At 45.2% G+C, this 19080-nt stretch carries 14 protein-coding genes; 3 read left to right on the forward strand and 11 right to left on the reverse strand.

Annotation, left to right across the window (positions count from 1 at the left end; genetic code table 11):
- Positions 1 to 189: 189 nt before the first annotated feature.
- The gene (locus PAENI_RS11725; RefSeq protein WP_042192508.1) at positions 190 to 882 is read right to left on the reverse strand and encodes a TorD/DmsD family molecular chaperone; all 693 of its coding nucleotides are present in this window, start codon (positions 880 to 882) and stop codon (positions 190 to 192) included.
- A gap of 415 nt (positions 883 to 1297) precedes the next feature.
- Here PAENI_RS11725 and moaA point away from each other — a divergent pair, with 415 nt between their 5' ends.
- Positions 1298 to 2299: a GTP 3',8-cyclase MoaA gene (gene moaA, locus PAENI_RS11730; RefSeq protein WP_149645357.1), complete on the forward strand. Its 1002-nt coding sequence runs from the start codon at positions 1298 to 1300 to the stop codon at positions 2297 to 2299.
- A gap of 91 nt (positions 2300 to 2390) precedes the next feature.
- Here moaA and PAENI_RS11735 read toward each other — a convergent pair whose 3' ends face one another.
- The 4 genes from PAENI_RS11735 to PAENI_RS11750 all read right to left on the reverse strand — a co-directional run bounded on the left by PAENI_RS11735 (position 2391) and on the right by PAENI_RS11750 (position 9455).
- Positions 2391 to 5813: an S-layer homology domain-containing protein gene (locus PAENI_RS11735; RefSeq protein ID WP_262495581.1), complete on the reverse strand. Its 3423-nt coding sequence runs from the start codon at positions 5811 to 5813 to the stop codon at positions 2391 to 2393.
- A 130-nt stretch (positions 5814 to 5943) separates the two neighbouring features.
- Positions 5944 to 6996 carry a HAMP domain-containing sensor histidine kinase gene (locus PAENI_RS11740; protein WP_149645359.1) on the reverse strand — a complete coding sequence of 351 codons (1053 nt, stop codon included), beginning with the start codon at positions 6994 to 6996 and terminating at the stop codon, positions 5944 to 5946.
- Entirely contained in the window at positions 6989 to 7669 is a 681-nt protein-coding gene (locus tag PAENI_RS11745) for a response regulator transcription factor (protein WP_149645360.1), read from the reverse strand. Before PAENI_RS11745 ends, PAENI_RS11740 begins: the two co-directional genes overlap by 8 nt.
- Complete coding sequence (locus PAENI_RS11750) at positions 7599 to 9455, reverse strand: ABC transporter ATP-binding protein (RefSeq protein WP_149645361.1); 1857 nt, start codon at positions 9453 to 9455, stop codon at positions 7599 to 7601. The genes PAENI_RS11745 and PAENI_RS11750 overlap by 71 nt, the downstream gene beginning before the upstream one ends.
- A 369-nt stretch (positions 9456 to 9824) precedes the next feature.
- Between PAENI_RS11750 and PAENI_RS11755 the strand changes: the two genes are divergently transcribed.
- Complete coding sequence (locus tag PAENI_RS11755) at positions 9825 to 11057, forward strand: MFS transporter (protein WP_405175197.1); 1233 nt, start codon at positions 9825 to 9827, stop codon at positions 11055 to 11057.
- 81 nt (positions 11058 to 11138) lie between these two features.
- Here the strand turns inward: PAENI_RS11755 and PAENI_RS11760 are convergent, their stop codons facing one another.
- Positions 11139 to 12845 carry a glutamine--tRNA ligase/YqeY domain fusion protein gene (locus PAENI_RS11760; RefSeq protein WP_149645362.1) on the reverse strand — a complete coding sequence of 569 codons (1707 nt, stop codon included), beginning with the start codon at positions 12843 to 12845 and terminating at the stop codon, positions 11139 to 11141.
- Positions 12846 to 13075: 230 nt separating this feature from the next.
- Between PAENI_RS11760 and PAENI_RS11765 the strand changes: the two genes are divergently transcribed.
- Entirely contained in the window at positions 13076 to 13624 is a 549-nt protein-coding gene (locus PAENI_RS11765; protein ID WP_076285633.1) for a GNAT family N-acetyltransferase, read from the forward strand.
- A 93-nt stretch (positions 13625 to 13717) separates the two neighbouring features.
- Here the strand turns inward: PAENI_RS11765 and PAENI_RS11770 are convergent, their stop codons facing one another.
- The 5 genes from PAENI_RS11770 to PAENI_RS11790 all read right to left on the reverse strand — a co-directional run bounded on the left by PAENI_RS11770 (position 13718) and on the right by PAENI_RS11790 (position 19066).
- The gene (locus PAENI_RS11770; protein ID WP_076285632.1) at positions 13718 to 14362 is read right to left on the reverse strand and encodes an MOSC domain-containing protein; all 645 of its coding nucleotides are present in this window, start codon (positions 14360 to 14362) and stop codon (positions 13718 to 13720) included.
- Entirely contained in the window at positions 14343 to 14873 is a 531-nt protein-coding gene (locus PAENI_RS11775) for a GNAT family N-acetyltransferase (RefSeq protein ID WP_149645363.1), read from the reverse strand. Before PAENI_RS11775 ends, PAENI_RS11770 begins: the two co-directional genes overlap by 20 nt.
- Before the next feature lie 70 nt (positions 14874 to 14943).
- Positions 14944 to 16164, reverse strand: coding sequence for an MFS transporter (locus PAENI_RS11780; protein ID WP_076118992.1), 1221 nt, complete (start codon positions 16162 to 16164; stop codon positions 14944 to 14946).
- A 433-nt stretch (positions 16165 to 16597) separates the two neighbouring features.
- Complete coding sequence (locus tag PAENI_RS11785; RefSeq protein ID WP_042192534.1) at positions 16598 to 17425, reverse strand: formate/nitrite transporter family protein; 828 nt, start codon at positions 17423 to 17425, stop codon at positions 16598 to 16600.
- A gap of 276 nt (positions 17426 to 17701) precedes the next feature.
- Entirely contained in the window at positions 17702 to 19066 is a 1365-nt protein-coding gene (locus PAENI_RS11790; RefSeq protein WP_149645364.1) for an FAD-dependent oxidoreductase, read from the reverse strand.
- Between the last annotated feature and the right edge of the window lie 14 nt (positions 19067 to 19080).

The following is a 19080-nucleotide window of genomic DNA, read 5'->3' on the forward strand; positions in this document are numbered from 1 at the left end:
TAAACTCAGAATTTCAGGGAGAAATTCCCTAACTATTCTTCTAGACCATCAATTGGATCGTCATTTGGGACTTCACTCAGGTTTTCATTTACTTGCTCCAATTGGACCTCCATTTAAATCACTATTTACACTTCCACAGCAAGAAAAACCCGACCTAATTTATAGGCCGGGCTCTGCATTATAGTGTTGTTATACCATTGCTGTTGCACTGCTCTCCAGCGAAGCTCTCCAGGAACGTAGCATCTGCAGATCAAGGGGTAGAAACTCAGCGAGCATATGGGAAAGTCCCAAATACAACGTACTATTCGTTGCTGCATTTAACTTCTCACAGAACTGTGGAGTCCATTGCAATAAATGATCTTCCAAAAAGGCTACCTGAATATCAAGTAGATCCATAGCACTTCTAATTGAGAAGCTATTGTACAACATCCGCTCATGCATTACTGCCATAAATTCCAGCTCAATAGCAATATGATCATCAGCTTCACCATTACATTTGTTAAATACAATTCCTGCGGAAGTATACACATCAGCAAGCACGTTGCAGAAATCTTCAGAACGACCCAGAATAGCAGCTTCACGTAATTTAAAAGAGCTTACTGTCTGTTCATGCATAAGCCGTTTATATTCTTGGGTCTCTTTCTCACATATATGGGGTAGCTTATTCGGTTCCTGACTCAGATAGCGCTTCAGTTCCCGTCCGCCTTCCGTCATCTCTGCAGCAACACTCATCTTGCGATTGCGGCTCCACTGAGCCACAAGTGAGAGTGATGGTTTTCTGCCCAAAAAATCCACTAAAAGCTGATATATTAATCCCCGACTTTCCAACCAATGGCTAAATGCCTCCGGCACGGCGAGCGATGGAACAGTTTGCATAGTCATTTTGCAAATCCTCCTCATTGGGTTTCCCGGTCACACACCGTCACATGATCGACGTGCAATTTCCGGTATCCTTTCTGTTTTCGCAAAAGTGAACGTAAAAGTAATCCGCACCTAGATTATATCGGATATTAAAAACGCTTTCCGTGAGCATTCTATGACTAATCACTTCATTTGTCGTACTTTTGTCACATTTTCGCAAGTCTATTTCGGCTTTGTCATTCTATTTAGTTTGTCCATTATTATGCAATTAAATCACAACCCTCCTTATTCAAATAGGGGGAGTTTAACCCGTTCAATAGTTTGCTCATTGACGTACCCGCGAGCGATCTTTAAAATTCTAAACAAGTATAAACACCTTCGCTTCCTTTTAAGGCGGGAAGCATTCAAAACACCAACAAATGAAGGGAGCAACGCTATGGAGCCGCTGACGGACCCTTTTGGACGTTTACATGACTACATCCGCATTTCGGTTACCGACCGCTGCAACCTGCGTTGCATTTATTGTATGCCAGCGGAAGGGATGGAATTCCAGCCGCAGGACGAGATTCTGAGCTATGAGGAAATCACCGCAGTTGTGGAATCGCTAGCACCACTTGGATTACGCAAGGTACGGCTAACAGGTGGAGAACCTCTTGTACGCAAAGACCTGGAGAAGCTAGTAACTATGATATCTGCCATTCCGGGGATCGATGATATTTCACTGACTACGAACGGATTAATGCTTCCAGCTAAAGCAGCGCTGCTAAAAGAAGCCGGGTTGTCACGGGTGAATATCAGTCTGGACTCTTTACGGCAAGATCGCTTCTCTATGATTACACGCGGCGGTGAGGTCTCCAAGGTACTAAAGGGGATCGAGGCAGCACAAGCTGCCGGGCTGGAGCCGATCAAGCTTAACGTTGTATTGATGAAAGGGATTAATGATGACGAGATCAAAGACTTCATCTCCCTTACGTTGAACAGTCCACTAAATGTACGTTTTATTGAATACATGCCTATCGGAAGTGCTACTGATTCTTGGCGCCAATCCTATCTGCCGCTGGAAACTGTTATAGAAGCTTGTACTGCGGCCGGCAGGGAAACCGAGGAAGCTGAGATGCCATCTGGTAATGGCCCTTCCCAGAATCGGCGGGTTATTGGAGCGCAAGGAACGTTCGGATTAATCCATCCCGTAAGCGATCACTTTTGCGATAACTGCAATCGTCTAAGACTAACAGCAGATGGCCATATCAAAGCTTGTCTGTATTGGGAAGATGAGTACAATGTCCGTCCCCTAATAAGCGATCCCGCAGCAGTGCAGGCCTTATTCCGCAAAGCTCTGGGTAACAAGCCACATAACCACGAAATGGCATTAGCCTTGGAGAAAAAAGCACAAAGCCACACGCCGACGGCTCGGCGTATGTCTCAAATTGGAGGCTAGTCCGTCTCATTAAAAACGCCGCTTTCCCCAAGCCATCTGGGAAAAGCGGCGTTTCATTTAGAGATTAAAGGATAGCCTTCACCATCCACTATTATAGATATAGAGCCTCGAGCAGCTTGTAAAGCGTCGTTGCTGCCTCCGCTCTTGTAGCATTGTTCTCAGGTCTGAATGTGTTATCCTCGAATCCACCCAAAATACCCGCTTCAACACCCGCTTTTACAGATGCCTGTGCCCATTGTGGAATGGAGGTAAGATCCGCGAAGTCCCCCTCTTTATCCGTTTGCTTATGGGCATTAGCCTTCAAAGCATTCGCGAGCATAACTGACATTTCGGCACGGGTAATCTTTTCTGAAGGCTCGAAGAACATTTTCCCGTTCACATCATATCCACGAAGGATTCCGGCATTTACCGCCGCTGCTACATCATCTGCAGCCCAAGCTGGAATCGCACTTTGATCCGCGAATTTCACTGTGCTACCTGTTGATTGCAAACCAAGCGCCCGTACAATCATAGAAGCGAACTGTGTCCGAGTAACATCCTCATTCGGACGGAAGGTATGATCCTCGTACCCTTTCATGACGCCCATACCGATTAGACGGTCTGTAAACGCCGTGGACCAATGTGTATTCAAATCGGTAATCGATGGGGCCTGATAATTAAACACAGCATATTTGGCAAGCTGATTTAAGCTTGCAGTTATAGTTCCACCCGTTTGACTCTGACCACCAACATAAATCCACTTTTTAAGCTGCTCGTTGTAATAGTAGATAGCTGCTTTATGCCCCGATGTAATCTTGGCCGCATCGTAATTGAGGGACAGTTCCACAGGCTTATTGAGCATGCCTGCCTTGTCACTAGTAAGCTCTACTGCTGCACTCACAGCCTGAAGAGCGCCCATTGCTGGTGTCTCATCAGCAGCAATAACCGAAAAGGCAATTTCGCTGTTACCAGACAACGCTCCAGCTGGAATCGTAAAGCTGCCCACGTCTTTAAGTGTGCCCGTTCCTCCCTGCTGTGCTTTTACCTCCAATTCCACACGCGGAGTTGTAGAAGGCTGCTCTGTAGGAGATGGCGCCGCGGTAGGAGCTGGAGTTGCAACTGGTCCGCTGCCTCCTCCGTTATTATTCCCCCCTCCACTGCTAGTGCCCGCAGTTACAACTACTGTGCGTACAACCTCAGTAGCCGCATTGCCAGCCAAATCTGTCGCATTGTACTTCAGTGTATAGGTTCCTGGAGTCTGAACATCCACTGTTCCTGTCACCAGGATAGAGCCTGCAATCCCAACCTTGTCAGTAACGTCTGCGCCCGGGTCCTTGAAGTCATCCCCTTGGGTCAGACTAAGACGGCTATCCCCCTTCAGGGTAATCACAGGTGCTGTACGATCGATATTCACAGCAAGCGGCAATGTTGTCTTATTTTCTAAAGAATCCGTTGCCTTGAATTGCAGTTGATGTTGGCCTTCTTCCGAAATCTCAACCACTTTCCCACTTTCATAGGGCAGGAAATTTCCGTTTACATCAGTCGCTAATTGAATGGATACATCCGCACCAGGAATATATACGCTAGCATACACGCTTACCGAAACACTCTGATTCGTCCAGTCACCACTTAAATAAGCTTGTCCGTTCTCAGTCTTTAATGTGCTATGAAGCAGCAATGGGGTGATACTATCATCTCCGCTTAGCGTTACTTCAAAAGCCTTCGTTTCCGTAGCCAATCCCCGCTGAATTGTAGCTGTTAAGGTCAGCTTCGTATCCTTCTTAGGTTGGTATATGATTTTACCTTCGTTCGTCATTAGAACCGGATTGGAGCTTTTCCACACAATACTTGTCCCGTGTTTGCCTTCAGTAGGCAACGTTAGATCAGAAGTTACTGCGCTTGTGTCTCCTAGATCTAATGCAGTCATAGTATCGTTAACTGCCTGCTGATCGCTGTACGACTCCACATCCACAAAAATCGGATTGGAATAAAACCACATATCACTATAATTACGGGCGTTGATTTCTTCGAAACGAGTCAGGTTATCGACGGTATTATTTTTTGGATCAATCTGCGGTTCACCGTTAACCGTTTCTCCCGCAACATCAGTTCCAAGGTTAGTCCCTCTTAACCGGAAATAACGATCCTTGTCCGCTGCCTCTACCTTATACTTAATAACATTGTAGCCTTCGGAATCTGTAGTCCAGTCCTCGCTTGTGAAGCGTTTCAACACTTTTGTTGTATCGTTAGTCGCTTTGGTGTAATCAGGTGTACCTGGATCAACCTTGCCATGGACTTCACCGGAGATCAAATCTACATGGTCTACCTTAACGGCGTCGCCATTATTATTTTGCTGTGGACTTTTGAAACGGATCGTAAGCTCTAGGTCGTCGCCTTGTTTTACGTCCAGTTCGCCACCCATATCTTCCTCTTGTCCATCTCCAGACACGTTAAACTCTAATGCGTTGATGAGATCCCCAAAAACAGAGAAGGATTTCCCTGACCGCATGCCATCTACGACAGCGTTAATATCGGAGCCATCCACCCAGGTATAGTTCTTGGAATATTCACCAGGCCAGTAACCGCTGGAAAATTGATCATTTTTTGTTTTGAAATGAAAATCAGAGTTAGCAAAATTCCAAAATCTGCGGCCCTCACCCAGCAGTGCGTCCCACATTCCTCCAAGCTGTGCAACCTTGACGTCTGTACCTCCGTAAGTCTCAGACGTCTCTCCCCGATCACTCGCCATCTGATTGCCCAGCATACCTTCAAAGCCGAAGACAAGATTCGGATCGATATTGTTAAAGTCACGGATATCCTCTATTTTAAGCTCCGAGCTTGTACCATTTTTTCTGGAGGGGTGATTGATCAGGACATAGCTATCTGGATAATGACTACTTAGCCATTTCATAGCTGTGCGAGTATCTTCTTTTGTAGAAAAAGATCTCTTATCTGCTACACTCCACTTAGCCACATCTGCAGGATCGAACATACTTACATCCCGATTAGTAAATAAATATTCAAATTGATTAATGGCCTTCAAAGCTTCTGCAGACCCTGGATGATCTGTAACAATCCCAACTGCAGCATGATCGTATTGGGGCATATCCCACTCAAAGCCTGAAAAAATGATTTTTCCAGCATATTTGCCTTCTGCCTGTAACTTCTTAATTTTCTCATTCTGATAATCCACAATACCTTGAGACATCGGAATGGAGCCGCCAGGTAGATTCACCCCTTCGTCATCCCGGTCAGATACCCGAAGGTGATCAGCCAATGCCATCCAGTCAAAACCATTTTGTTCAAATGCAGCATCGAGCACACTTTTCAATGACTCCTGAGCATCGTTCGATTCAAACGTATGTGCATGGTATTCACCTGTCATCCATTTCCCAGAATGTTCAGAGGCTGTAGACGTGATATCAGGCGCTGATTCTCCTGAAGCACCATAAACTGTCTGTAATGAAAAGTTGGGTGCTAACAATAATACGGCAAGCGAACTAGTTAGAAAAACGCGAATTTTGCTCTTCTTCAAAATGATTAATCCTCCGATGACTTTTTAATTTTCTATTATTCTATATTTAGAATAGTAGAAGATTGTAAAGACATGCCGGATTTTGTTGCATGTTTATGTAAATATTCATATTTACATAAACACTGCCGATTTATTTCTTTTGCATTGGCAAGCTCACTACAAAAGCCGTTCCTTCACCCGGTCGGCTGGCCACGGTTACTTTACCTTTATGCAGCTCAACGATCTTCTTAACCAGTGATAGACCCAGTCCACTACCGCCTCCGCTCGCTGTTCTAGCTTTGTCTGCCTTATAGAAGCGATCATAGATGCGAGGTAAGTCTTCTTCAGAGATACCAATCCCACTATCTTGAATCTCCACCTCTACCCGCTCATCTACCGTTCGAAGTTTGATATGAATGCATCCATTCTGGGGAGTGAATTTAATGCTGTTATGAAGAAGATTGGTCCAGACCTGGGTCATTAAATCTTTTACCGCAGTTACATTCACTTCTTCCAGTTCGGCCTCTACCTCTATATTTTTCTCCAGCCACTGTGGCTCAGAAGCCAGAATAGTATCACGAAGCTGCTTATCCAGACGGTAAACCTGACTTTCAAACGGGAAATTGCCCGATTCAAGCGCGGACAGCTTCAATAAATTATCACTGAGCCCAGATACACGGGTACTCTCAGCCACAATAATATTAAGATAATGCCTTCTACTCTCCACACTTACAGTCTCATCCTGAAGTGCAAGAGCAAACCCCCGAATCGAGGTTAACGGAGACTGGATTTCATGCGATACATTGGAGATAAAATCCTGACGCATAGTCTCCATCTGGCTCAGTTCGCTGGCCATTACGTTGATACTCTCTACAATTTCACCGAATTCCCTGTAGTCCTTTTTATTATCCAGCACCACATCGAAATCACCCTTAGCAATACGCCCTAAACCTTCGATGATCGAGTTATAGAAAACACGTTCCCAGCCCCGAAAAAACTTTGAGGTTAATAATGCCATCAGGAACAAGATCACAATACCGACCATCACACTGATTAATTGAACAACATACTCCGAGGAGGGACGCCCAACCCTGCTATATATCCAGTTCATCAGGAAATAAGCTGCACTCCAGCTAATCCCAACGCCACCGAAATACACAAGAGTCATCCCAATCCGCTTGAGAATCTCCTTAAACTTATTCATGCTCAGCCTCCAACCGATACCCTAGACCACGGATCGTACGAATAACGAATCCATAGTTATCCTGATTGAACCGTTCACGCAAACGGTTGATATGCACATCGAGTGTCCGCTCATTCCCTTCAAAATCATAACCCCAAATTTCTTCGATCAGCCTGTCTCTTGTCAATGTTTGCCCCGGATAGCTGCCCAGCTTAAACAACAGCTCAAATTCCTTAAGCGGCAAGGTAATTTCCCCATACTCTGAGGACACCTCGTAGGTTTTGCGATTCATACGCAATCGGCCTACAGTCACACTTTGCGCGGCAGAAATCTGATATCGTTTAAGCAGCGCCTTTACTCTCGCAATAAGTACAACCGGCTCAAATGGCTTGACCAAATAATCATCACTACCCAGCTCAAAGCCTTTTACAATTTGTGAGGTTTCCCCTTTGGCTGTCAGCATTAAAATCGGGAAATCATAGTTCTGGCGCATCCGCCGGCATAGCTCCCAGCCGTCCATGTTGGGCATCATCACATCAATAATAGCTAAATCTATGTTATTACCTTCCAGAATCTGAAGAGCCTCCAGTCCATCGGAAGCTCCATAGATCTCATCCATTCCTTCAGCTCTCAGAAATACTTCTACCAATTCGCGGATGTGCGGATCGTCGTCCACTACTAGTATTTTTGTCATGTAGCACTGGAGCCTCCTCTTCAATGTCCTGAACCTCGGGGTTATTCATCTGTAGCTGCTGGGTGGCAAATTCACGATACAGCTCATGGTTTTCCAGTAGTTCCTCATGACTTCCCTTTCCGGTAATTTGACCTTTTTCCATAAAAATAATCTGCTCTGCATTTACAACAGTAGCCAAACGGTGCGCAATTACAATCGTAGTCCGACCCTTCATCAGATTGGACAGTGCCTTCTGCACCACGGCTTCTGATTGGCTATCCAGACTGGAAGTGGCTTCATCAAGCATAAGAATCTTCGGGTTCCGCAGCAGTGCTCTAGCAATAGCAATCCGTTGCCGCTGTCCACCAGACAGCTTCACGCCTCTTTCGCCGACATCCGTATTATATCCTTCAGGAAGGGCATCAATAAAGCCATCTGCATAAGCCATTGCTGCTGCTGCGTGCATCTCCTCCCTGCTAACGTCACGATCCAATCCATAGGTTAAATTCTCAGCAATCGTACCAGCCAACAGTGGACTTTCCTGCGAGACATACCCTATAAGCTTCCGCCACGAACGCAATGAGAATGTAGACACTGGCTTGTCACCCAGCTTTATCAGACCTGACTGAGGCTCGTAAAAACGTTCTAGCAACGAGAACAAAGTGGTCTTGCCGCCCCCGCTCGGTCCGACAATAGCCGTTACCTGACCAGGAAGCATCTGGAAGCTTACATCATTCAATACCTTCTCACCATTTTTATATCCAAAGCTTAATCCCTCTACTGAGATCGGACCTTCTGCGCCATTTGCCTCTTCCTGTCCCTCATATACTTCCTCTTCTGCTGCCAAGGTCTCAATAATACGCTCTGAGGCACCCTTAGCTTTCTGAATCTGTGTGAAGAACGTAGTCAGTTGAGTAAGTGGCATAATAATCTGAATAAGATAAAGAATAAAGGCGACCAGTTCTCCAGCCGTCAAGACGCCGGAAGATACCTGCATCCCACCATAACCGATAATGACCACAAGCAGCATCATAAAAACAAAGGAGACGAGTGGACTGATCATCGCGCTAATCTTGCCCTCACGAATACCAAAGGAAAGCAGGTTCATAATTCCAGTCTTGCCTGCCTCGTACTCTTTTTTCTCTGCGCCTGAGGATTTGACCAGACGGATCTCAGATAAAACACCACTAAGTGTAGCAGTAAAAGAAGCTGTCTCATCTTGCATTCCCTTGGAAATTTTGTACATCTGCCGCCCAAGTGGTACTAGTATCAGCGCCGAAAGTGGAAGAACAGTGAATAGAACAAGTGTCATTTTCCAATTTAAAAATAGCAGAACTGAGATCGAACCTACAATGGAGATCACTCCGGTAAATAAGCTGGCTAGATGTTCAGAAATCAGCGTTTTGATGATCCCTGTATCATTCGTCATGCGGCTGACACTTTCTCCCGTTCGGTTGTCATTATAATAAGCCACAGGCAGAACTAGAAATTTACGCCACAGTCGGTCCCGCAGACCTGCAACCATCTTTTGACCTGCATAATTGAGCAGATAGATAGAGATCCCTCCCGCAATGGTCTGCGCAATAAACGCAGCTGCTATACCCGCAATCTGCAGCTTGCTCACGGAGGCCAGAGAGAAGCCATCCACTAAGTTCTTAGTGAACATCGGGATGACCAGACTAACCAATGTCGATATCATGCTTAACGCAATGGCTATAGCCAATAAGCCGTATGAAGGCTTGGTTTCTCTTAGTAGCGTTAAGAACGGCTTCAGCGCCATCTTTCGCTTGGATTCGGATTTCTTCATGACAATGACTCCCCTTTTCTTAATAGCTCTACGAGAAAAGCATAGTAATATCTTTCTCGCCTTACACCCATCCTATCTGCAGATTGTAAACTGAAGTTAAACGCGCCGATCAGACAATACTGCCTTGTCATTTCCCATCCTGCGGGAATAGTCAAAGGCCAAAATAACGCCCGTTACACTTAGCGTTTGTACCTTCTACGCACGCGTTCACGCATTTTTTGTCGCTTATCGTCTCAAACATAAATAAAACCCAAAATAATGTAAAAAAGTAAAAAAGGGTGTTTGTATCCCTTTTCAACACGTGTTACAGTGATAGAAGGGCCTACTATTGGCCACTCTACTCCATGCAAGATATTTAGTGAGAAAGGAGTGAACCATTTGCGAAAAGGCGTTATTCCATCTTCTATCACGTCTTTAAAATGGTTCAATTTTTTTGTATATGGAACCATGGTCCTCTTCACCAGCTTCTTTCAACTATACCTGCTGGATGTAGGGATGAACAAATTAGAGATTGGTGTCTTATTCTCTATGGGAGCGCTAGTATCCATATTTGCAAATCCATTTTGGGCGTTCTTAACAGACCGTTCTCAGAATATACGGCGTATCGTTTTGCTAATGTTATTCGGAACGCTAGTGTTCTCACAGTTTATGTTTCGAGCAAATACATATGAAACGATCTATAACGCCATTATTTTGTTCTATTTCTTCCAAGGACCACTATTTGCTCAAAGCAACACAATGATTCTCAGCTATATTGACGGAACTAATCAGCGCTTCCGTTCTTTCCGGCTTTGGGGTTCAATAGGGTGGGCAGTGATTGCGATTGTCGCCGGCTTTATCCTGGATTGGGCTGATGTATCTATCTTGACCTATCTGCTTACAGCGTTACTAGGTGCATCAATCCTATCCGTTCTTGTATTGCCTAAAATTAACCATACCATTATGAGAGCTCCGATGCCGTATAAGGGCTTAAGTAAGTTGATTTTCAATCCTTTTTTCTTGTGCTTTTTATTGTTTGGTATTCTGGTATCCATTCCAAACACTATGAACACCACATTTATATCCTTGTATATTACGGATCTGGGCGGCTCTAAAAAAATGATCGGTCTTGCCGTATTCCTCTCCTCCATTTTGGAGGTAGGCGTATTCGTTCTCTGTGACCGGTTCCTGAAACGCAAAATTTCTGTTCTGCTCGGCTGGCTTGCATTGGTCAGTGGTTTGTTCGTTCTGCGTTGGTGGTTTATGGCTGATGCGACTACTGCCCTTCAAGTGGTGTTCATTCAAATTTTACACTGCATAACGTTCGGCGGCTTTTTCTATGTAGGTACCCAATTGACGATGCTCCTGATTCCACGGCCTTATCGCTCTTCCGGACAAGCGCTCTACACCCTAAGCTGGAGTGGGATATCCGGTTTCATTGGAGGTATTCTCGGAGGTTGGATGTATCAGTATCTGGGTGCACAAAGCATGTATCAGACGGGTGTATTCTTGACGCTTATTGGAACGCTTGGCTTTGGTTTCATGTGGCTCTTTGTTAGCCGTGGAGGGTATCGCCCCCCTTCAGAGGAAGATGAAGAGATCTTCGACATCGAAGCATTATAATTCAACAAAAAGCAGGCTCAAACGTACCTATTCGGGACGTTTGAGCCTGCTTTTTGCTGTTACCTTGATTAATTTATCTGTTTAGCCTTGTTTAGGAGGCTGAAATGAACTCTTCAGTGAAACGATAAGATTGAATACGAGATGTCCAGGCGCCGAATATTTGCTATCCACATTAAAATAGCCATGACGGAAGAACTGGAATTTATCCTGAGCCACGCTATCCTTAAGCGCAGGTTCAACAAACCCTTGCAGGATTTCTATGGACTTAGGATTAAGCTGATCTAAGAAGCTAGGCTCCGATTTCTCTACCGAGGAATCCAAACCTTCAACCTCCACAACCTCATCCGCTTCTTCAGCAGAAATCAGAGGCTCGTATAGACGGAATTCCGCAGGAACCGCTTGGCTAGCTTCAACCCAGTGCAACGTACCTTTTACCTTGCGGCCTGTAAATCCACTTCCGCTCTTCGTTTCTGGATCATACGTACAATGCAGCTCCACTACCTCGCCATTCTCATCCTTAATAACCTCATTACATTTAATGAAATAAGCATGCTTCAGACGTACTTCATTGCCAGGGAACAACCGGAAATATTTGTTCGGCGGATTCTCCATAAAGTCATCACGCTCAACATAAATTTCACGCGAGAACGGAATTTGACGTACACCCATTTCCTCATTCTCAGTATTATTCTCCGCTTCAAGCCATTCTGTTTGACCTTCTGGATAATTGGTGATAACAACCTTAAGCGGTCGTAACACAGCCATAGTACGCGGTACAGTTAGCTTAAGATCCTCACGGATAAAGTGCTCCAGCATTTGCAGGTCCACCAGACCCTGACTCTTGGAGATCCCTGCTTCATACACGAATTTACGAATCGCTTCCGGCGTATATCCTCTACGGCGTAGACCAGAAATCGTAGGCATCCGTGGATCATCCCAACCATCCACATGTCCTTCGTCTACAAGCAGCTTCAGCTTACGCTTACTAGTCATCGTTTGAGCCAGATTCAGACGACCAAATTCATATTGATGAGGGACAGCTGGCATCTCACATTCAGCTACAACCCAATCGTAGAATGGACGTTGATCTTCAAATTCGAGCGAGCAAAGGGAGTGAGTAATCCCCTCAATAGCATCTTCTAACGGATGAGCGAAGGTATACATTGGGTAGATACACCATTTATCGCCTGTGTTATGGTGATGTGCATGTGTAATCCGATAAATTACAGGATCACGCAGGTTAATGTTCGGTGACGACATGTCAATCTTGGCGCGAAGAACCTTCTCACCGTCCTTGAATTCGCCTGCACGCATACGCCGGAACAGATCCAAATTCTCTTCGATACTACGATCACGATGCGGACTGTTCTTTCCTGGTTCCGTCAGCGTTCCACGCAATTGACGAATTTCATCCGCACTGAGGTCATCGACATAGGCTTTGCCCTTTGTAATTAATAATTCGGCACGTTTGTACATTTCCTCAAAATAATCAGATGCAAAACGCAGCTCTTCCCATTCATAACCGAGCCACTTTACATCTTCCTGAATCGAGTTTACATATTCCGTATCCTCTTTAGCCGGATTCGTGTCGTCAAATCTTAGGTTAGTCTTGCCACCGAACTCGTCCGCCAGTGTAAAGTTAATCCAGATCGCCTTGGCATGTCCGATATGTAAATAACCGTTCGGCTCCGGCGGAAAGCGTGTGATAACTTCCTTTACTTTACCGGTACGGAGGTCTTCGGTAATAACATTCTTAATAAAATTGGAGGGGGTGCTACGGTTCTCCACAGCTATCAACCTTTCATTCTGTAGTGTTACACTACTTCTTGTATAAACATGTTTCCTACTAATATACCCGTTAACCGTAGATTGTTCAATAAAAGGGGGCACAAGGCAAGGATCATTTTTTAGTGTCTTTAGACCTTTTGACTTCTGTCAGGGCGATAGAGTAGCATGATAATCATAAGAAATAATCCATAATCATACATAAGGCCTTGTGCCGAAAAGGAGGCAACCGCTTGTTTAATTATGTCATCGATGAAGAGCTGATGTTAAAGCCGTTAATGCCAGAGCACGCTCGGCACATGTTCGCGTTAGTAGAGCACTCACGGGAACGACTACGACAATGGCTCCCTTGGGTGGATGCCGTTACGGAACAGGCCCACACTCTAAATTTCATCAAAAATGCGGTTAAACAAAGCACTGACAATGGTGCTTTTACCGCTGGACTATGGGTTCGCGGTGAGCTCGCCGGTGTTATTGGGTATCACCAGATTGACTGGCATAACCGATCTGTTGGGATCGGCTACTGGCTGGGTGAAGGATATGAAGGTAAAGGGTATATGACCAGTGCCTGTCGGGTGCTAGTAGACTATGCACTACTGGAAATGGAGCTGCAGCGTGTAGAAATTCGCTGCGCGACCGGAAATGTTTCCAGCCGGGCGATCCCGGAACGGCTTGGTTTTGTCCTTGAGGGTGTGATTAGACAGTCAGAGAAACTGCCTGACGGCTACGTCAACCATGCCGTATACGGTTTATTGCGTAGTGAATGGCAGCTGCTCGGCTAAGTTAGGCTAAGCAAGCAACACATATAAGCTCATAAATAGAAATAAACCTGGAAGGCACACGCCTCCAGGCTTATTTTGGTTTGTAGATAGTGTTTAACTCTCCGGCAGACCCAGCTGTTTTCGAAACTTGTTCCGCACTACGGCGGAGAGAGTTCCTAGCTCCGCAAGAGCTGCCAGTGCAGCTTCCTCTTGCAGCCCCACTTGCATTAAATGTAGTACATGCGCCACGGACGCATCGCCAGCTCCACTTTCTTTTTTGACAATCGCATCTCCGGTTGAGATCTTTCCTTCACGAAGCACACGCAAGTAAAATCCGCTATATCTAGTGTCCAGCACTTGAGCCGGGAGATCTGCCGGGCCATGCTTTTGTGAGATTTTGAAGCAAGGATAACGTGGCTGGCTGACCTGCAGCACAGTGGTACCTATTTCGTACACATCGCCAATGCACACATCTGTCTCTAATAAGCCGGCAGTTGTTATATTTTCTCCGAAGGCAGAGTATTCCAGTTTCTTCCCAAGCTGCTGCTCCCAGTAGGGATAATGCTCGATGGGGTAGGCACAAACTGCCTTGTCAGGGCCCCCGTGATGTTTCAGATCCGCCTGACCATCTCCGATAAAACCATTGGTATTTAGCTGAACTGATCCTTCTACAGGCATTTTATAAATCCCAGTCTCCAAAGGTTTCCCCCTATAATCCACTGTTACCGGCCGCCCCACATTAAGTGAGATGATCTCCATATCCTTCTCCTCCTGTCAGCATGCAGCACATAAAGATTTCATCCACATATCGACCGCCAAGATAAAACTCCTCCCGCAGACGTCCCTCTTCCACAAACCCGCATTTACGATAAAAAGAAAGCGCTGATTCATTACAGGATAATACGCGTAGACGCAGCTTACGAATGGCGTTATCTGCGGCATGTTCCTTAATAGCCTCTATGAGCTGCCGGCCAATACCTAAACGTTGATAATCCGGATGAACAGCAATATTGACCTCGCACACATGCCTGTTACTCTCCATTCGACTAGGGCAGCCAAACCCAACATATCCGCATAGCTTGTCATCCTTTAGCGCTACTAGCTGCGAACCCGGGGGAGCATTCAGTAGATAATCCTCTTGGGAACGCCACAGTAATGGCCCCGGGCTAGTGTTCTCCGTCCAGATCATATGATCCAGATGAATCAGCTCCCGCACGTCTTTAATCTCTGAGAACCTTATTATAAACCTATCCCTGTTGCTAAGTTTCATAAAGATGTACACCCCTTGCCTTGCACCTCTATAGAATTCACAGTAGATCATTTGAATCCACTATGCTCAACTATCCTATTGACCGCTCCAATGAATTTCCTCGGCGGTTGATATACGCATGAACGATAAAGAATCCTACTGACAGCAGTGCCATCGCACATGCCAACCATGCGGTAGGCGCTAAGCCTCCACTATCGTATAACCTACCCATCAAGTATGGTCCAATCACCCTACCGACTGCCCCCATGCCTCCACTTAGCCCTAAATAGAAAGGAGCACTACGACCTGCATGATCCGAAATAAAGGAAGGCATGGCCGGAGATATCAGCATTTCCCCAAGCGTAGCGAGTACCATCCCAAGCACTAGACCTGAATAAGTCGGCATCCATAAAAGAACAGCATACCCACCCAAATAAAATAGAGCACTTACTGTCATTTGCGCCGTTGAGGTAGATGCGAACCAGCGTTTAATTACTGTTACGAGCGGCTGAGCCGCAAAAATGAGAATTCCGTTAAGCGTCCAGAGAAAACCATAAGTCTTCTTAGGCCAGCCCTCAGAAATAATGAACGGAGATACCCCTGTATTCCAGATAGAATTCCCTAATAGTAGGAACATCGAGGCAATACCCATATAAAGATAAATTCGTGTATGCCCCATTAGCTTCCAGGTAGATTGTTTGTCAGGACCAGCCTTCTGGTGTTCTGCGACCTCCTGTGAAGAATCTCCTCCGACTTTCTTGAGATATACAAAAAAGAATACCGCAAATACCGCTGAAGTTACGCCGTTCATCACAAAGCTGAGCATATAAGAAATATCGGCCAAAAAACCACTTAATGCCGTACCCAGTGCTACACCAATATTATTAGCGACATAAATAACATTAAACAGCTCTCCGCGCTGCTTCGTAAAACGAAAGCCGATAAATGCCTGAATCGCAGGTAAGGACAGTGAATTAAAGAGCCCTACCAGTCCCATCGCGACCATAAATAACGTCCAGTTGTTACTTGCTGCCGGCAAAGTGAAAAGAGCAAGTGCATTCATGCCCAGCGCTCCAACAATCAACCGGTTAACGCCTACCTTATGATAGAGTGAGCCCCCGAGTAGTTGACCCACAATTCCTCCAACTGATTGAATAAGAATCACTAATCCAGCATCCGACATGCTGCGTCCAAGCTCATCAAAAACATACATTGTAACCAATGGCCACATCAGTGCACTACCCGTTGCATTAATAAGACTAGCAATTAAAAATATCTTAACTTCTTTAGGATAATTCTGTAAAAACTTCATAAGTAGTGTACATCCCCTGTAATATATGTGTCATTATTCCATCCAGTATTATCCCAAAACAGGGTTCAGGGCAAGCAGACGCATTGACGTGCTATCGTGATAAAGTCTCAGTATACTTTACCTCTTATTTAGGACTAACTTCTACCGTAGCTGAGAAAAAAGTAGCACCTTTCACGTCCGCAGTCCTCCCGATTTCTACTATCTATTTATATTTTATAGTTGCCGCTGTCTTCCGTAAAGTAGACTAAACAATAATGAAGTGTTTCGTTATTACAAAGTCGGGGTAATAGAGCCTAGAAACACTCCCCCTTTTAAAATTCGCTGTGCATCCGAATTCGTTCCCCCGAGCTCGGATACATCACGGCGGATTTTATTTGTCTATACAGCAAAAAGCACCCCTCGACTATTCTAAGGAGTGCTCTATAAGATAGGTTTAGGCGTGTTTTTTTACACCGCTGCCGGACATGCTGTCCACGGACTGAATAGATGCAGGCTCTTTGCGCAGGTAAGCCATCCAATAAGCTGCCGCAACAAAGATCGCACCGCCCGTCAAGTTTCCTAGCCATACCGGAACAAAATTGTTGAAGTACTCTCCCCATGAAAAATAACCTTCAAAAATAGCTGCCGGAATTAAGAACATGTTGGCTACAACGTGCTGGAAGCCGATAGCTACAAAAGCCATTGTTGGGAACCAGATGCCGAGGATTTTGCCACTGAAGTTATCTGCTCCATAGGAGAGCCATACCGCCAAAGCTACGAGCCAGTTACAACCGATACCGGAAACAAATGCCGGCAAGAAGTCTGCCTCAAGCTTATGTCCTGCCATCTCCACTAATTTTTCCAAATACACACCGTCAGAGGTTAAACCAACCACATGACCGAAAAAGTAAGCTACAAACAAAGCTCCCGCTAGATTACTCAGGGTAATCAATACGAGATTCTTAACCACTTCCCAGAAGGATATCTTCTTCGCCATAAAAGCAAGTGGCACAGCCATCATATTGCCCGTCAGCAGTTCTCCCCCTGCAAGCAGTACTAGAATCAATCCAACAGGGAAGACAGCTGCCCCAATAAAGTTAGCGATGGATCCCCATTCATGTGGTGCGCCAGCAATGACGCGAATATCCAGTAAAAATCCGAGCGCGATAAACGCTCCTCCCAGAAAGCCCAGAATTAGTACGGTGCTTAAAGGATTGTGCGCCTTTTTTATGCCGTTCTCGACCGTGACTGCGGCAATCTGCTGCGGTTTATTATAAGCCATGATTCCTATCCCCTTCATCTATTTACTTAAAATTTGTTCCTTTACGACCATTGTAGCGTGTCATAAAACACATTAACGTGATAATTATCACTTAATGAAAAACTAAGTGAAACTTTTCACTGACATGTCAAATTTAACAAAGCGCATCCATAATTACATTTGTAAGAACAGGCTCCATATTATTTTAAAGGTAAATAGTACCAGCTTCAATCACAAAAAAACCGGAGCCATATATGGCTCCGGTTTACCCAACTTTATTGTTCATAGGCAATTAAATTATACGGTTACTGCCTCTTTGCTTGGTACTGATGCCGGTAGCGATTCGAGGCCTACTGTATTCAGGAAGTTCCAAGGCTTGTTGTAATGAGGTTGGAAGAAGAAATCGATAAAGGCAAGCTGATCGATTGTCATTTTATTTTGAATACATACAGATACTGTATTGATCGATTGCGTCAAATCCGTCTTGGACAAGATTTGCGCTCCGAGAACGCGGCGTGTGGCGCGATCAAATACCACTTTTAATTGCACCTGCTCGAAGGTTGGCATAAATTCTGGACGGTAGTTGTCAATAATCATGGTAGTTTCTACGTCCATTCCTTCAGCCTTAGCCCCTTCTTCAGTAAGACCGGTAGCAGCGATATTATCTTCATAAATCTTAATGCCCGAAGTCCCTTGAGTACCCATATAAGGAATCGTCTCTTTCACTAAGTTACGTGCGACCAAAGTGCCCATCCGTACGGCATTGGTTGCCAGTGGAATATAAGCGTGCTTACCTGTAGGGTTGTAATGAATCGCGCAGCTGTCACCAGCGGCATACACATCTGGGCAACTAGTCTGCATATAATCATTGACCAGAATTGCGCCATTTGGCAGCATATCCACTTGACCTTTTAACAGCTCAGTATTCGGACGGAAGCCGATGCAGAGAATTACAAGATCCGCTTCATGCTCCCCTTCGCTTGTGATAACCTTGGTAACTTTGCCACCTTCACCAGCAAAAGAACTTACCTTCTCATTCAGCGCTAATTTAATACCATGATCCTTAAAGGATTGTTCGATCGGCGCAGTAAACTCTGGGTCCAAATATTTATTCAAAATACGATCTTCGCCATCAATCAGCGTAACTTGCTTTCCGTTCATTTGGAAGGCTTCCACCAACTCAACGCCGATATATCCAGCGCCTACGACTGTGATTTTATTCGCTTGTTTAGCTTTTTCTATAATGGTATTGGAATGATCATAGTTCTTGCAAAGCAAGACGCCTTCCAGCTCAATCCCTTCGAGCTTTGGTACAATCGGCCATGATCCCGTAGTCATAATCAGCTTATCGTAGGTATCGTCAAACTCCTGTCCGGTTACCAAATTGCGAACACGCAATGTTTTGGACTTCGTATCCACAACGGTCACTTCATGACGCATGTTGGTTTTTACACCAAGCTCAGCAAGCTTCTCAGGGGAAGAATAGAACAGCCCGTGTGGGTCCTTGACCACTCCACCTACGTATAAAGCAATTCCACAAGATAAGAAAGAAATATTATCATTACGCTCATACACCGTAATCTCGGCTTCCGGGTGAAGCTTGGCAGTATTTACAATTGCGGCAGTTCCGGCATGGGTACATCCAATGACAGCTACTTTCATTATTTTCTTCCTCC

The organism is Paenibacillus sp. B2(2019), assembly GCF_008370385.1.
Lineage (GTDB): Bacteria > Bacillota > Bacilli > Paenibacillales > Paenibacillaceae > Paenibacillus_AQ.

Bases quoted from the DNA above. Each gene is read 5' to 3' on its own strand.
- PAENI_RS11725 (WP_042192508.1), bottom strand. From the start codon at position 882: ATGACTATGCAAACTGTTCCATCGCTCGCCGTGCCGGAGGCATTTAGC.
- moaA (WP_149645357.1), top strand. From the start codon at position 1,298: ATGGAGCCGCTGACGGACCCTTTTGGACGTTTACATGACTACATCCGC.
- PAENI_RS11740 (WP_149645359.1), bottom strand. From the start codon at position 6,996: ATGAATAAGTTTAAGGAGATTCTCAAGCGGATTGGGATGACTCTTGTG.
- PAENI_RS11745 (WP_149645360.1), bottom strand. From the start codon at position 7,669: ATGACAAAAATACTAGTAGTGGACGACGATCCGCACATCCGCGAATTG.
- PAENI_RS11750 (WP_149645361.1), bottom strand. From the start codon at position 9,455: ATGAAGAAATCCGAATCCAAGCGAAAGATGGCGCTGAAGCCGTTCTTA.
- PAENI_RS11770 (WP_076285632.1), bottom strand. From the start codon at position 14,362: ATGGAGATCATCTCACTTAATGTGGGGCGGCCGGTAACAGTGGATTAT.
- PAENI_RS11775 (WP_149645363.1), bottom strand. From the start codon at position 14,873: ATGAAACTTAGCAACAGGGATAGGTTTATAATAAGGTTCTCAGAGATT.
- PAENI_RS11780 (WP_076118992.1), bottom strand. From the start codon at position 16,164: ATGAAGTTTTTACAGAATTATCCTAAAGAAGTTAAGATATTTTTAATT.
- PAENI_RS11785 (WP_042192534.1), bottom strand. From the start codon at position 17,425: ATGGCTTATAATAAACCGCAGCAGATTGCCGCAGTCACGGTCGAGAAC.
- PAENI_RS11790 (WP_149645364.1), bottom strand. From the start codon at position 19,066: ATGAAAGTAGCTGTCATTGGATGTACCCATGCCGGAACTGCCGCAATT.